Source organism: Luteolibacter flavescens (genome assembly GCF_025950085.1).
Taxonomy (GTDB): Bacteria; Verrucomicrobiota; Verrucomicrobiia; order Verrucomicrobiales; family Akkermansiaceae; genus Haloferula; species Haloferula flavescens.
Map to the genome: position 1 here is coordinate 62,040 of NZ_JAPDDS010000008.1, position 13,911 is coordinate 75,950.

Consider the following 13,911-nt stretch of genomic DNA (forward strand, 5'->3'; position numbering starts at 1 on the left):
CGGTTAAATTCGCTTCCCGCCTCTTTTCATGAAGTCCCCTCGCCTCTCCCGCGCGGCCGGTTGGTCACTGGTCGAGTTGCTCGTCGTGGTGACGGTCATGGGCTTCGTCGCCTCCGCCATGGCGGGTGCGATGCACTGGCTGTCGGGCAGGCATCAGGCGCGGGAGGCCGCGCTGGAGTTCCAGTCCATGGTGCGGGAGGCAAGTGCGCTTGCCCGGCGGGAAATGGCACCGGTGCGCCTCGCCTTCCTCCTGCCCGGCAGCGGGGATGCGCTGGAAAGAGCGGGTGTCGGAGACGGGGATGATGCCCCGGAGACGGGATGCCGCCTGCTTGTCTTCCGCGTGCCCGGCCGTCACCTACCGGTGCAGTCGCTGCTCGCGCCCGAGGATGACATCGTGCCCGCGCTTCCCGTCGCCCGCACGCCGCGCTTTTCCTCCACCACGGGCGGATGGACCGCCGCGCCGAATCGCCGCACCTGGACCCGCTGGCAGAAGGTGGATCTCGGCGGAGACTTCGTGCGCGCCTACACGGAGCAGGGCTTCGAGGCCGTCACGGGGAAATATCAATGCAGGCCGGAGACCACCTGGTCCGAGGTGGATGATGGCCGCGGCTCGCAGGCGGACGCGTATTCCATCTACCCGGAGGACTTTGCCCTCAGCCCCTTCCGAGACCTGCGCGGCATCGTCACCGCGGTGCTGCCCGGGGACGAGAGCGTCACGCTGTCCGGCACTGGCCGCGTCAGCGCTGGGGATGTCTTCGGCGGCCAAGAGGTGCCGCACTGGTCGGAGCGCAGCGGGGAAAGCCGGGCGGACCGCGTCGAGTTGCCCGCCATTGATTTCATGCCGGACGGCGGCCTGGCCTGCCGTGAGGACGAGGAGGAATTGGAGTTCCACTTCGGCGACCAGGGGAAGGATTCCCACTGGATCGTGAAGATAAGAACCTCCGACGGGGAGGTATGGCAGGAATGAAACATCACCCTCGCACTCGCCGCCGCCGTCTCCGCCATGCGCGCGGCTTCACGCTCATCGATACCTCCATGGCCATCGGGCTCATGGCCGTGATGGTGCTGCCCATCCTGGGCCTGCTGACGGTGGGCACCGTGGAGGCGGGCCGGGCGCGCGGATTGCGAGAGACCGCCGGCCTGCGCGATGAGCTGCGGCTGCGGCTCCAGGATCGCTCGTGGCCGGAGGAGTCGCAGGGTGGCCGCGAGTGGAGGGCGAGCGTGGACTTCGACCGCAAGTGCCGCCTCATCGCGGGCGAGGACATGATCCCCTGGGTGAAGGTCGAACTGGAGGGCATGGCTGCCCCGGGATTTCAGAGCGAGCGCTTCGAGGCAGTGAAAATCCGCATCACCGCCGCGCGCTCAGGCAAGCTCCTGGACGAGGCGGTCGTGCAGCGCGTGAAGGGATCGTGAAAAGGCGGCATCATTCATTCTCCGGCTTCACGATCCTCGAGATGGTCGTGAATCTTTCGCTGCTTTCCGGGCTGCTGATCTGCATCGGCGGGCTCGTCACGCGCACCTCGGACACGGTCAAGGACTCCGCAGGAAAGCTCGCCGCCGCGGAGAAGTCTGAGTCCATCCGACGCCTGCTGGCTGCGGATCTGGCCGCGCTGCCTGCCACCTCGGAGGGCGCGCTGGAGTGCTCTTCCTCCGCGGATGCCTGGTCGCTCGACCTGCGCCTGCCATCCCGCGAGGGCGGGTGGAAGGACGTGCGCTACCGCTGGAAGCAGGAGAAGGGAACGCTGGTCCGCTCGCTGCGGGAGGGCCGCGAGACCACATCGAATGTCGTCGGCACCGGCTTCTCTTCCATCTCGTCACATTGGCTCAAGCGTGCCGCGCAGGATCGCGAGGATGCGCCGCAGTCATGGAGCCGCGCGGAGGCACCCGCGCTGTTGCACCTGGAGTTGGCCACCTCGCGGTTGCGTGAGGAGGGTCGGCGCGATCGTCTGGAGAAGTCCCGCGGCGAGACCTCCGATTTCCGTTTCCTCATGCCGGTGGGAGGCGGTCCGGCGGAGCGATGAAGCGCGTTGTCCGCCGCGATGCGCCCGGCGCCGCCCTGCTATGGGTCGTGCTGCTCGGTGGCTTCATGTCCGTCCTGTGCCTGTATTTTCTCACCACCGGTCACGAGGCGAGGTTGCGTGCGGACTTCGACCACGCGGAGGTGACGGCGGATGACCTGCTGGCATCCGCGAAGGGCGAGATCCTGGCGAAGCTCGACGAGGGATTCTCCGTCGGAGCCGGTGAAGGGAGCGTGGCTGCCATGCCCGGCCTGCTGGAGGTGAAGCGCTACGACGAGCCGCTGAACCGGGGCGGCGAGACGGGCGAGGCGGCATTCGAGAACGACGCCTTCTTCGCCAAGCCCTTCGCCGCGGAATACGGCGGCAAGCCCGCGAACCCGCGCTGGATCCCGATGTTCTCGTGGAAGGACTTCGCGCCACGGCTGAAGCACCTCTCCGTGGATGGCGGTGCGCCCGCGAAGGAGAACCCGGACTACAATCCCTACGCGGCCTTCAACATCAATACCGCCGACAATCCCTGGCAGCCCGGCACCACGTGGATCACCGGCGTGCCCGAGGCCAGCGGTGCCACCGTGCGCACGTCGCTCGCGGGCCAAGGGAAGGAGATCGCCCCGGGCTCGACCTCCGCCGAGCGCCCCATCTGGGTGCAGTGGATCCCCGTGCTGAAGGACCCCTCGCAGCCGCCGTCGGCGAAGAACCCGATGATCGGGCGCTATGCCTACTGGGTGGATCTGGAGAATACCAAGCTGAGGGCCGATCTGCCGCTGCGCTCCATCCGCGGCGAGGCAGCCTACGGACGCCTCGTCGGTGAGTCCGGTGCGGTGGATGGTGGCCGCTCGCCCTACGATCAGGACGGCCACAATTCCGCCCGCGGCCTGCTGGCGAAGCTCGAGCAGGTCGTCCCGGGGAAGGATATCGAGGGCCAGCCCGCCACGCGCGGCGGACGCCCCGGTCCCGGCCTCTCCGCGCTCCATGCTCGAGATGCCCGCGAGGCATGGCTCGGCCCGGATGCCCCGGCAAGTACTACGGATCTGGTAGATTGGGCGTTCTTCGAGAGCCCGCGACGCTCCCGCGCGGAGGGGATGACCGCGGGGAAGGATCTCGCGGACCAGCTCGCGAATGCCGGATCGCGCGCGAGGCCTGCCCATCCGTGGTTCTCCGATCTGCGTGCTGCCGTGGGGAATGACGCCGAGCGCGTGAAGCTCGCCCGCCAGGTCGGCACCGCACTCACTTTCCAGGGCGAGGAAGAACAGCTCGATCCGCTCGGCCGCCCGCGCATCGACCTGCAGGAGTTCCAGAAGCAGGCCACGGGCAATCGCGGTACCACCGTCTCCCTCGCGGCCATCACCGGCAGCGAGCTGTGGAGCCGCCTCGGCGATGGTGCCTACCAGCGGGCCTACCAGCCGGGCGCCAAGGCGAAGTCCTTCTTCGATTCGCTCGCGCCCTTCGCCCCCAGCGGCCAGTCCGCCGCCCTCCAGATGCTGGTGAATGTCGCGGAGGCCGCCCAGCCGGACAGCGTGCCGCCGCTCATCGACACCGCCGCTGGCATCGTCGGCGCGCGCTCCATGCCCTACGTCGCGGAGGTTAGCACCCGCGCCCGCAGCGCCTACTGGCTGCTGCCAAAGGAAGATCGCGAGGATCGCACGAAGCTCCTCCAAACGACCGGCACCGGCTCCTACGGTTACACCTACAAGCAGAAGCGACTGCACCACTACGCCACCCACGCCGTGGTCGATCTCTGCATCGGCCTGGTGAATCCGGACCCTTTCGAGACCGAGCCTTTCACCGGCGAGATCGAGTTCGACATCACCTGGGGCACGCTGCCCGCGGGCGCGACCGTCGAGAAGACCTTCAAGGCACCCCTGCACGGCCACTTCACCGCGAACTCGCTGCCCGGCAAGGACGCGAAGGAACTCCAGCCGCTGGGCCACACCGTGAACATCCGCCTCGGCGTCTTCCCGGTGGCGGCGCTGAATGACGACAAGTTCGCGAGCTGCCTGCGCATCCGCGGCTGGAAGATTCGCCGGGGTGGCCAGGTCTGGCACCAGGTGCCCGTGAAGCACCCCGGGGCCGCAGGCTCCATCGACTGGTGGCGCATGTCCCAGGCCGGGACGAATGCCGGTAGCGCGGACGACGACTCGTCGCTCGCCGCCTATCGCGATGGCGGCGGCCGCTCGGTCGGCTGGTTTTGCATGAAGACGCTCGACGCCCTCATCCCCGAGAGCCTCGGCGTCAGCGGGTGGACGGATGCAAATGCCACCGATACCGCGATGAAGTCCCGCGTTGCCACGTGGCTCGACCTCACGCCGAAGACCTCCGTGATGGAGCGCGTCGTCTGCCTGGATCCCACCCTCGGCCATCGCACCGGGAATCCCATGCTGCCCGGTCTCTTCGGCCGCGGGCACTTCTACGGCGCGCAGGGTCACTTCTGGCGCAGGCAGCCGGTCATCAAGCCGCAGCCCGTGGTGTATGTCGGCCAGACCTTGCCAAAGATCGATCATCTCGCGGACACCCGCTGGGAGGTCAGTGCCATGGCGGGCGGCTCGGCCAGCGTCACCGTGCAGCGCGAGAGCGGGGGTCGCCTCTCCGCGGCGAATGCCTCGTGGCCGGTGGCGGACTCCACTGCCACGCGCCTTGCGGACTACTCGGGCGAATGCCTCACCCACGAGTTGATCGTGCCGGGCACGGAGGGCGAGCCCGGCGGTGGCAAGCGCGCCGACTCTCTCACCGCCATCTACCGCATCCCCTCCGTGGAGGGCGAGGCCGCACCGGGCCGACTCGGCCTGCCTGCGCTGCCCACCACCGTGAAGATCGACGCCGCCACCGCAGTGAAGAACACCGACCTCGAGGTGGCTGCTTCCCCCGTGGACGAGGACAAGTTCACGAAACTGCCCGATGGCAAGAAGGGCGCGCGCGGCTTCCACTGCTCCGCCCCGGCGAAGCGCTACTTCACCTCGCCCGGCGAGATCGGCTTCTGCCACTCCGGCTTCCCGCTCACGCCCATCCAGATCGGCCCGGACGAAGGCCGCACGCCGAACCAGCTCAACAGCCCGCTGAATGGCCCGCCGATGCGGATGCTGCTGGACCTCCTGCGGATGCCGTCTTCCGGCCCGGCGTGGAACGTGAATACCTCCGTCGCCCATGACGAATACCTCGCACTGCGCGAAGGAGGCGAAACCACCCAGGAGCTGAAGGACTCTTCGGACGTGGGCAAGGACCCGCTGCATGCCGTGTGGCTGCCCGCGGCGCAGGGTTTCCTCCCGCGAGAAACCGGCTCTGAATCCTATCGCGGCAAGGAGGCGAAGAATCTCGCCGAGAAGTCTCCCGGCAGCCTGCTCGACCGGAATCTCAGCCCCTTCCCGCAACTCCGCCGCCCGTGGGACATGTGGCTCGGCGTGGTGGGCGGGGACTTCTCGCGCAGTGGCGAAAGCCTGCGTTGGGGCGTGGGAAATGCGGCTTTCGATTTCTTCGGTCCCGGTTTCTTCACGTGGCGTCCAGGAGATGGCGCAGGTGGTGACCCGTGGATCGACTTCGGCTCGGATCTCCCCGGCCAGGGCCGCCTGCTCGCCTACGGCGTGGATGGACGGAAGGACGACAAGAACGACGGCAAGGGAACGCTGAAAGGCCGCCACGCTGCGGACCAGAATCTCGATCTCATCAATGGCGGTGCCGGCTTTCACATGCCCGCCCACTTCGCCACGCGCTTCAGCCTCCTGCCCGTGCGCCACTTCCGCAGCGATCTCGCGATCGACTATCACCAGGAGAGTCACGAGAGCGGGTGGCTGCGTTTCAAGACGGCGCTCAATCCCGGCCTGGGTGCCGCCTCGTCGGCGGGCGACATGGCGGGGGATAAGGAACTCGGCGAGTCCATGGACGGCGCGTCCTTCCCCGGAGGCCACCATTCGTCCGGCATTTTTTACCAGGCACCCATGGCCCTGCTGGTGAATCAGGCGGGCGTCTCGGCGAATGCCTTCTCCGCCTACGTCGTCGTCGAGTCCGTCCGCGACCGCGGCAAGAAGCGCGAGGGCGTGGCGAATTCCGGTCGCGGCCATTGCGATCCCGATGACGAGGTGGTCGCCCGCCGCTGGGCCCGTATCCTGATTTTGAAAGAACGCGACGCCTCCGGCGCGGCGCGATTCCGCACTGTCCTGACCGACACCGCCGGCCACTGAAATGAAACGACTGATCCTAGCCCTCAGCACCCTCGCGGCCTCCCACGCCGCCACGGTGCCCTTCGAATCCGAGCCGGACCTCGCGGCCTACACGGTCACGAACCTCAATGGTGCGCTCACCCGCGAGAACGGCATCGGTGCCGGCAATCCCGTCACCGGCGGCCTTCGCTACCAAGGCAACTCCGGCGGCAACGACCGCGGCGCGGTGGCCCGCAAGCTGGTCCCCGTGGCCCAGGCGGACGGTGTGTGGACCTCGTCCATCCTGCTCAGCCCGCGCGAGATCGACAGTTCCACTTCGGACAAGGCCGAGGTGCGCATGGGCTTCGCCGCCACCGACACGACGAATGCCTCCAAGCCGTGGGAATACTTCCACAAGAACAACGACTCGATCAGCCTGACGCTGAAGGCCGAGCACAAGCCCTCCGACAGCAAGACGAGGCAGATCGAGTGCGAGATCACGAACCGCGTCACCTCCGAGGCGAACTCGATGAAGCTGGCGGTGAACAACAGCGCCCACTTCGATGACTGGCTCCGCCTGACCTTGAAGATGGTCCGCTCCGGCGGAAATGATTTTTCCGTGAGCTACACGCTCGAGAGCCTCGGCGCGGACGGCACCGCCGCTCCTGTCGCCATCCTGAGCTCCACGCCGGTCACTCTGGCGAATGCGCCGCTCGCCACCGCCGCCAGCGTTTACGAGGGCTTCGCGGTGAAGACGGAGAAGTCGAAGACGACCTCGGTGTTCTTCGACGATCACGAGACGGTGTTCTCCGCCGTGGCGCCACAGTCACCCGTCGCCGCGGCTGCCACCGCCGTCGCCGCACAGGGCTTCACCGCAGGATGGCAGGCACCCGCCGCCGGCGTCTATCCCGCCTCCTACGTGCTGGAAGTGACCACCGCCGCGAACAACTTCGCGCCGGGCTCCTTCCTCGCCGCGGACGGCACCCCCGGCCAGGCAGCAGGCATCCCGGTCAGCGGTCTTTCCCAAGCCATCACCGGCCTCTCGCCACAGACCGCCTACGTCTATCGCGTCCGCTCCGTGAACGTGGTGGGCCAGAGCGATCCCTCCGCCGTCACGAACGTCCAGACGCTCTCGCTCACCCAGAATTCCCCTCCGACGCTGGATGCGATCGGAAACGTGGGACCCTTCTCCCTTTCGCAAAGCACGGTGGTCATCCCGCTCACCGGCATTTCCGCAGGTGGCGAGACCGACCAGACCGTCACCGTCTCGGCCACCTCCAGCAATCCCGCGATCGCGACGGCCAGCGTGAGCCACACCTCGCCCGCGGACACCGGGTCCCTCACGCTCACAATGGGAGACACCGAGGGCACGGCCACCATCACCGTCACCGCGAATGACGGCCAGGCCGCCGACCACACCACCACCCGCACCTTCACCGTCACGCTGCGGAATCCTCCCGCGGTGCTCGGCTTTGAAAGCGCGGCGGATCTCGACGACCTCGCCGTCACCACGAATGCAAACCTCGTCCACACGTGGCAGGCAGGTGCCGGTGCGGGAGATCCCGCCTCCGGCGGCATCGTCGTTTCCAGCAGTTCCACCTCCGGCGACCATGGCTTCGTGGGCTGGCGAAAGCAGGGCCACCCGCTCGCCGGGTCCTCGCTGCTGCGCACGTCCATCCTCTTCAATCCCTCGCAGGTGGATGACGCCACCTCGGATGAGGCGAAGCTCGAGCTCCGCGTGGGCTTCATCCCCACGCTCACGCTGAATGCCAGCAAGCCCCACGAGTTTCTCCACAAGTCGAACCAGGCCATCAGCGTGGTCATCAAGGCCGAGCACAAGCCCAGTGACGCCTCCAAATCCCGCAAGATCGAAGCCGAGATCGGCAATGCCGACGGCAGCGGCGACGAGACGAAGGCGGGCAAGCTCACGCTGCTCAACAGCGCCTCGATGAACAACTGGCTGCGCGTGTCCCTCACACTCGTCCCCGCAGGCGGCTCCACCTTCCTCGCCTCCTACCAACTGGAAGACCTCGGCGAACACGGCACGTCCACGCCGGTCGTGATCATGGAGTCCGGGCCGTTCTCCTTCACGAATGCCGCGATGGGCTCCGCCGCCGACCTCTACGCCGCTTACGCGGGCAAGCTGGACAAGCAGCTCACCTACCTGCGGCTGGATGACCACCGCTCCGTCGCGCAGACCGACCCGCCGTCCGCGCCGCAGGCCGCCGCGGCCACGCAGGTGACCGCCTCCAGCTTCCAGGCAAACTGGCAACCTGCCGGTGAAGTCTATCCCGCCGGATGGATTGTCGAGGTCGTGCCGGACGGTGCTTCCTTCACTGCAGGCAATTTCATCTCGGCCACCGGATCCACGGGGCAGGCCGCAGGCATCATTCTCACGGAAAGCACCGCACGCACGCTGCGCATCTCCGGTCTCGCCGCGGGCACCGGCTACCGCTACCGCGTCATTGGCACGAATCCGAATGGGTCCAGCGATGCCTCCGGCGAGATCGCCGTGACCACCCTGGCCGCCGGCATGAATGCTAGGCCGACGCTCGCCGCGATCGCGAATCCCGCACCCATCGCCATCAATGGCGCCCAGCAGACCGTCGCGCTCTCGGGCATCACCAGCGGTGGTGAGGAAGGCCAGACGCTCAGCGTCACCGCCACCTCGTCAAATCCCGGGCTCATCCCGAATCCCGTCGCAAGCTACACGTCTCCGGCCACCACCGGCAGCCTCGCCTTCACCCCGGTTCCGGGCGTCGTGGGCAACGCCGTCATCACCGTGACCGTCAGCGACGGCGCTTCCAACAACGCGACCTACCAGCGCACCTTCACCGTCATCGTCGTCGATCCGGATCCGGTCATCGACTTCGATGATCCCGCGGACCTGAATGCCATCGCGATCACCACGTCGAATGCCACGCTGACCCACGCGCCTGCCGGTGGCACGTCTTCCAGCGGCGGCCTCGCCTTCGTCGGCAGCACCAGCAATGACCGCGTGGCCTTCGCCGTTCGGCCCACGGCCTTCGATGCGGCCTCGGCGTCGTATCTGATGACCTCCATCGACTTCAATGCCGCCGAGGTGCTCAATGTGACCAGCGGCAAGGACAAGGGCGAGATCCGCCTCGGCTTCCTCGGCAATGCCACGCCGAATGCGAACAACCCGAAGGACACGATGAACAAGACCCACCCCTCGCTCGGGGTGAAGTTCAGCATCGAGGAAGACACCACCAGCTCCGACAAGCGCCGCAAGGTGGAGGCGGAGGTCTTCTCCTGGAACGGTTCCACGGAAAACAAGGGCGAGAAGCTCTCCCTGAACAACGTCGCGCAGGCCGGAAACTGGTTCCGCATCACCTTGCTCGCCGTGCGTTCCGGTGCCAGCCAGTTTGCCGTGAGCTACACCGTGGACGACATGGGCGTGGATGGTGCGGGCTTCGTCTCCCGCCTCATCGAGAGCACGCCGATGACCATCGCCGCCGCATCGCTTGCGGCGGATTCGTCGGTCTTCTCTGCATTCACCGTCATGGATGAAAAGGGCAGCACCAGCACCATCAAGCTGGACCGCTTCGCCAGCGTGGTGAGCACCACCGCGCCGGAAGCCCCCGCCACCCTCACCGCCACCGACATTACCGAGGAAGGCTTCACAGTGAACTGGAGTGCTCCGCTCACCGGAGCCTTCGCCGAAGGCTACATCGTTGAGATCGTCGATGCGAATGCTGCTTTCCTCCCAGGGAACTTCTACGGAGAGGACGGCAAAAACGATCATGATGAGGGCATCCTGGTGACAAATCCCTTTGCCGAGGATCTCCCGGTCTACGTGCTGGATAACATGACGAGCTACCGCGTGCGCGTCCGTTCCTACGGCGAGGCACCCGCCTACGAGGAGAGCATGGCGCTGAACTCCACCCGCGTGACCACCACTTTCGGCCCCGGTCTCGAATACGCGGCGTGGCGGGAGCAGGCCTTCGGCGCGAATGCCTCGGATCCCCTCATCGCGGGACCTGATGCCGACCCGGACCACGATGGCATGAGCAACCTGCTGGAGTATGCGCTCGGCTTCGACCCGAATGCCTCCGACGCCCACCTGATGCCGAAGGCAAACATCAACGGCCCATATCTCAGCATCACCTACAAGCGCCGCCACAATGTCACCGGAGTGATCTACCAGGCCGCAGCCACCGGCGATCTCGCCGACTGGCATCCCGAGCAGACCGTGGAGAAATCCGTGTCCGCCCCGGACGCGGACGGCATGGAAACCGTCGTCGTGGAAGACCTCTATCCCAAGGGCAACTTCCCAAAACGCTTCCTCCGCGTCTCCGTGAATCTCGCCGATTGATCGGCCCGGACTCACAGTAAAACCCGCCCCATCAAGAAGGCCCGCCGGCATCACCGGCGGGCCTTTGTTTTATCGAAGGAGGCATCCTCCCAACGGTCCGGCCATCGGTGCCGACCGAGGAACGAAGTCGTCCATCCCCTCCCCTAACCTCGGCCACAGCACAAAAAAATCCCGAGGCCACCTCTCGGCAGCCCCGGGACGACCTTCCGGGGAATTTACTCGGCGGGCTTTGTATCGGAAGTAGCCCCCACTTCTTCCTTGTCCGCCGGCTTCCCGGCAAAAGCTTGCTTCAGGTTCTCCGCGGCGAAGCTCACGGCGGCATTCGCCTTGTCCACGACGGCACCCATGCCGAAGAATTCGTGGGTCACCCCGTCGTAGTTCCGGTGGGCAACGGACACTCCGTCTTGCTCCAGCTTCTTCGCGAGGGCCTCGCCGTCGGAGCGTAGCGGGTCGATCTCCGCGGTGATGATGGTGGTCGATGGCAAGCCCTTCAGCGTCTTTGCGGAGAGGAGGTTGATCTGGTGATTGTCCCAGTCCTCCTTGTTCGCGAGCGTCTGCTCGAAGAACCACTTCATCATCGGAGCATTCAGCGGTTTCGCGCCCGGGTACTGGCGGTAGGAGTCGCTGGACATCGACGTGGTGGCAACCGGATAGACCAGCACCTGGTGCACGGGCATTTGGGCTCCCTGAGCCTGTGCCATCATGGCAAGCGACACTGCCATGTTCCCGCCGGCGCTCTCGCCTACCACGGCCGTGCGCTTCGTGTCGCCGCCCCATTGGCCCGCATTCGCCAGCACCCACTGGTAGGCTCCATAGACGTCCTCGTGCGCGGCCGGGAACTTGTGCTCCGGCGCATGGCGGTAGTCGGTGGAGATCACCAGCGCCTGCGTCGCATTGCTCAGCGCACGTGGCGTGGAGTCATAGGTATCGAGGTCCGCGAGCACCCAACCGCCGCCGTGGATGTAGAGGATCACGGGAAAAGGACCCGGACCCTCCGGCTGATAGACACGGCCCTTGAGATCGTGCCCTGACAGCTTGATGTCGATGTCCTCGACTTTGAAGACCTCTTGCGGTCCCTTCTTGTCGAGCTTGTCCATCACCTTCTTCACGGCATCCGCGGGCGTTGGCTGATCGCGTGCATCTTCCGGCTTCAATTGCGTGACGGGCTTGCCGCCCAGTGCATCAAGCTCGTCGAGCACTGCCTGCATCTGCGCGTCCGGCTTGGAGGCCTCGGTCACGTTTGATTTCTTGGTAGATCCGTCGGGGCCGACCGGGGCTTCCACGATTGCACCTTCGCGTTCGAGCTTCTTCGCCGCGCTTGAAGAATCCGGCACCGGTTGCTGGTGATCCTCCTGCGCCATCGCTGCGGAGCTGAGGGCAAGAGTAGCGGCCACGGCAGGAGCGAAGGCCGTGAACATAAGAGTCTGACGTGTGGTTTTCATGATCGGGTTGCGGGTTGGATATTGATGCTGCCTCGCGATGGCTTCTAGGAGTGGCTGGAAACGGTGGCGGGCGCGCCGAAGGCCTCGCGAACTTCTGCTGGCGAGGCATTCACGAGGTCCTTCTTTACCTTGGAAGAGAGCCTTTCGAGGGTGTCACGGGACACCTGTTCCAAAATCGCGCCATGGATCTGAGACGGTGCGCACAGGCCCCAACTCGTCACGCCGGGCATCGCCAGCCATTCTTCGATCATGCTGGCGATCTGCCGGATGCAGCGCGCTTCCAGTTCTTCCTTCAAGGGCAGCCGTTCTGCGGAGCTGGTGCCGTGACCACCCGGAGTGGGAAAGGCTCCCGCCTGATCCGTGACGAGATCCGAGATCTTCTCCGTCCCCTCTTTGAAGGTGGTGGTGGCATGAAGCCGTGGCACGTCGTCCTCACCGGTGAGATAAGCGAGCACCTTGCCGCGATCGGCAACGACGAGGATTGATGGAAGCGGTCTCATGAATGACTTGGTTCTTGGATTTGGATTTCAGAGCAGGCGAATCCCCGTTGGATCCGGCGCTTGGGCTTCCCGCAGATCCCGTTCCTTTACCGCTTGCCGCTGCGAGGCTGGGCAGGACGCCGGATGATAACTTCACCGCCATGCTCTTTGCGCGGATCATATGCAGATTGCGCAGGCTGATTTTCTAACAGCATATCGTCATCGTCCCTTTACACCGGTCGAGCCCGGCGGAAATTGGATCACCATGTTTATCCAAGTTCACACCGACCACCACCTGCGCGGCGGCGCGGAAATGAAGGAAGAAGTCATCTCCGTGGTGGAGCCAGCACTCTCGCGTTTCAGCTCGAGGATCACCGACCTGGAAGTCCATCTCAGTGATCAGAATGGTGAAAAAGGCGGCGAGAAGGACATGCGCTGCGCGATGGAGGCCCGTCTCGCCGGGCTGCCTCCTCTCGGAGTGAGCCACTCGGACAACTCGCTCTCCGAGGCCATCGAAGGCGCTGCGGAACGTTTGGAGCGCCTCATCGAACACCACCTAGGCAAGATCGCGGCGCGTCACTGAAAGGACGCGAAAACTCCGTTTGCAAACCTACGGGGCAGCAGCATGATGGATGCTGTCTCGGAAGATCTGGCGCGCACTGTCACCGGCTTGAAAAACCCAATTCGCCGATAGTCAGCAGCGGGCTGGGCACCTCCACCCCACACGGGCAGGTGCTCCTTCCGGGAACTTATCCGCGATAAAGCACTCGCACAGTGGTCTCGCGGAGCGATATGCAGATGCCCCGGGAGCATGATGCAACTTCTCTGACTCCGCCTTCCATATCTTCGCCTGTAGCTGCCGTCGTATCATCCAGAAAGGCGGCCTTGGCATCGCTGCTGCGTAAGATTGGCACATGAACCACTCGCCCCGATCCCATCCGCTGCACGAACCGACCGGTAATTCATTCACCGACCCTTCGGCTTCTGACGACCTTGCCATCCCGGCGATGAAGGCAGTGAAGCAATACGTCCGTCAGAATCCCTTCGTCACCCTCGGCCTGGCATGCGGCATCGGGGTGATCGTCGCCTCCGGCTTCTGCTCCGAGAGCGGATCGTAAAAGTTTGAGCGAGGCAGCCAGCTATATGACCGGCGAGGAGATCATCGAATGGATGATCTCATGACGATTCAGATTTCTCGCAGCCTCAAGTCTCCACCGGCAGCTTCCCGGCCAGAGCCTTGCGCGAGGCCATGCGGGCAACGCCGCCCATCGCACCGGCGATCGCGGTCCAGAGGATCGCCTCCTTCCACGTGACGAAGGGCACGGCGGGATTGCGCGGAGGCTGCTGGCCGGTCACTCCGGTGAATCCGCGCGCGGCCAGCCTGCGTGTGAGGCGGTCCGCCAGGGCGGGCAGTGCGAGAGCGGCGATCTTCAATGCGAGATGTTTCGTGGATCGGGGTTTCATGGTTCGGTGGGGTTTGGATTCAGGAAGGTCGTTCTCATTCCC

10 protein-coding genes are annotated in these 13,911 nt (G+C 65.5%); 7 read left to right on the forward strand and 3 right to left on the reverse strand.

The annotated features are described in order from the left end of the window. The first annotated feature begins 28 nt into the window (after positions 1-28). The 5 genes from OKA04_RS15020 to OKA04_RS15040 are packed head-to-tail and all read left to right on the forward strand — an operon-like array spanning position 29 to position 10,484. A complete protein-coding gene (locus tag OKA04_RS15020; RefSeq protein ID WP_264502000.1) occupies positions 29-967 on the forward strand; it encodes a hypothetical protein in 939 nt (312 codons plus the stop codon). Next, entirely contained in the window at positions 964-1,413 is a 450-nt protein-coding gene (locus OKA04_RS15025; protein WP_264502001.1) for a hypothetical protein, read from the forward strand. The genes OKA04_RS15020 and OKA04_RS15025 overlap by 4 nt, the downstream gene beginning before the upstream one ends. Continuing rightward, positions 1,410-2,021, forward strand: a complete 612-nt coding sequence (locus OKA04_RS15030) for a hypothetical protein (protein ID WP_264502002.1) — start codon at positions 1,410-1,412, stop codon at positions 2,019-2,021. The genes OKA04_RS15025 and OKA04_RS15030 overlap by 4 nt, the downstream gene beginning before the upstream one ends. Continuing rightward, positions 2,018-6,190, forward strand: a complete 4,173-nt coding sequence (locus tag OKA04_RS15035) for a hypothetical protein (protein ID WP_264502003.1) — start codon at positions 2,018-2,020, stop codon at positions 6,188-6,190. The genes OKA04_RS15030 and OKA04_RS15035 overlap by 4 nt, the downstream gene beginning before the upstream one ends. A gap of 1 nt (position 6,191) precedes the next feature. Continuing rightward, positions 6,192-10,484, forward strand: a complete 4,293-nt coding sequence (locus tag OKA04_RS15040) for a fibronectin type III domain-containing protein (RefSeq protein WP_264502004.1) — start codon at positions 6,192-6,194, stop codon at positions 10,482-10,484. A gap of 215 nt (positions 10,485-10,699) precedes the next feature. On the opposite strand, the gene OKA04_RS15045 is transcribed toward OKA04_RS15040, so the two are convergent. Continuing rightward, positions 10,700-11,926, reverse strand: a complete 1,227-nt coding sequence (locus OKA04_RS15045; protein WP_264502005.1) for an alpha/beta hydrolase — start codon at positions 11,924-11,926, stop codon at positions 10,700-10,702. 44 nt (positions 11,927-11,970) lie between these two features. After that, positions 11,971-12,426: a host attachment protein gene (locus OKA04_RS15050; protein ID WP_264502006.1), complete on the reverse strand. Its 456-nt coding sequence runs from the start codon at positions 12,424-12,426 to the stop codon at positions 11,971-11,973. 244 nt (positions 12,427-12,670) lie between these two features. Between OKA04_RS15050 and OKA04_RS15055 the strand changes: the two genes are divergently transcribed. Further along, entirely contained in the window at positions 12,671-12,988 is a 318-nt protein-coding gene (locus OKA04_RS15055) for an HPF/RaiA family ribosome-associated protein (RefSeq protein ID WP_264502007.1), read from the forward strand. Positions 12,989-13,319: 331 nt separating this feature from the next. Then, a complete protein-coding gene (locus tag OKA04_RS15060) occupies positions 13,320-13,523 on the forward strand; it encodes a hypothetical protein (RefSeq protein ID WP_264502008.1) in 204 nt (67 codons plus the stop codon). An 85-nt stretch (positions 13,524-13,608) separates the two neighbouring features. On the opposite strand, the gene OKA04_RS15065 is transcribed toward OKA04_RS15060, so the two are convergent. Continuing rightward, positions 13,609-13,869, reverse strand: a complete 261-nt coding sequence (locus tag OKA04_RS15065) for a DUF4235 domain-containing protein (RefSeq protein ID WP_264502009.1) — start codon at positions 13,867-13,869, stop codon at positions 13,609-13,611. Positions 13,870-13,911: the final 42 nt, after the last annotated feature.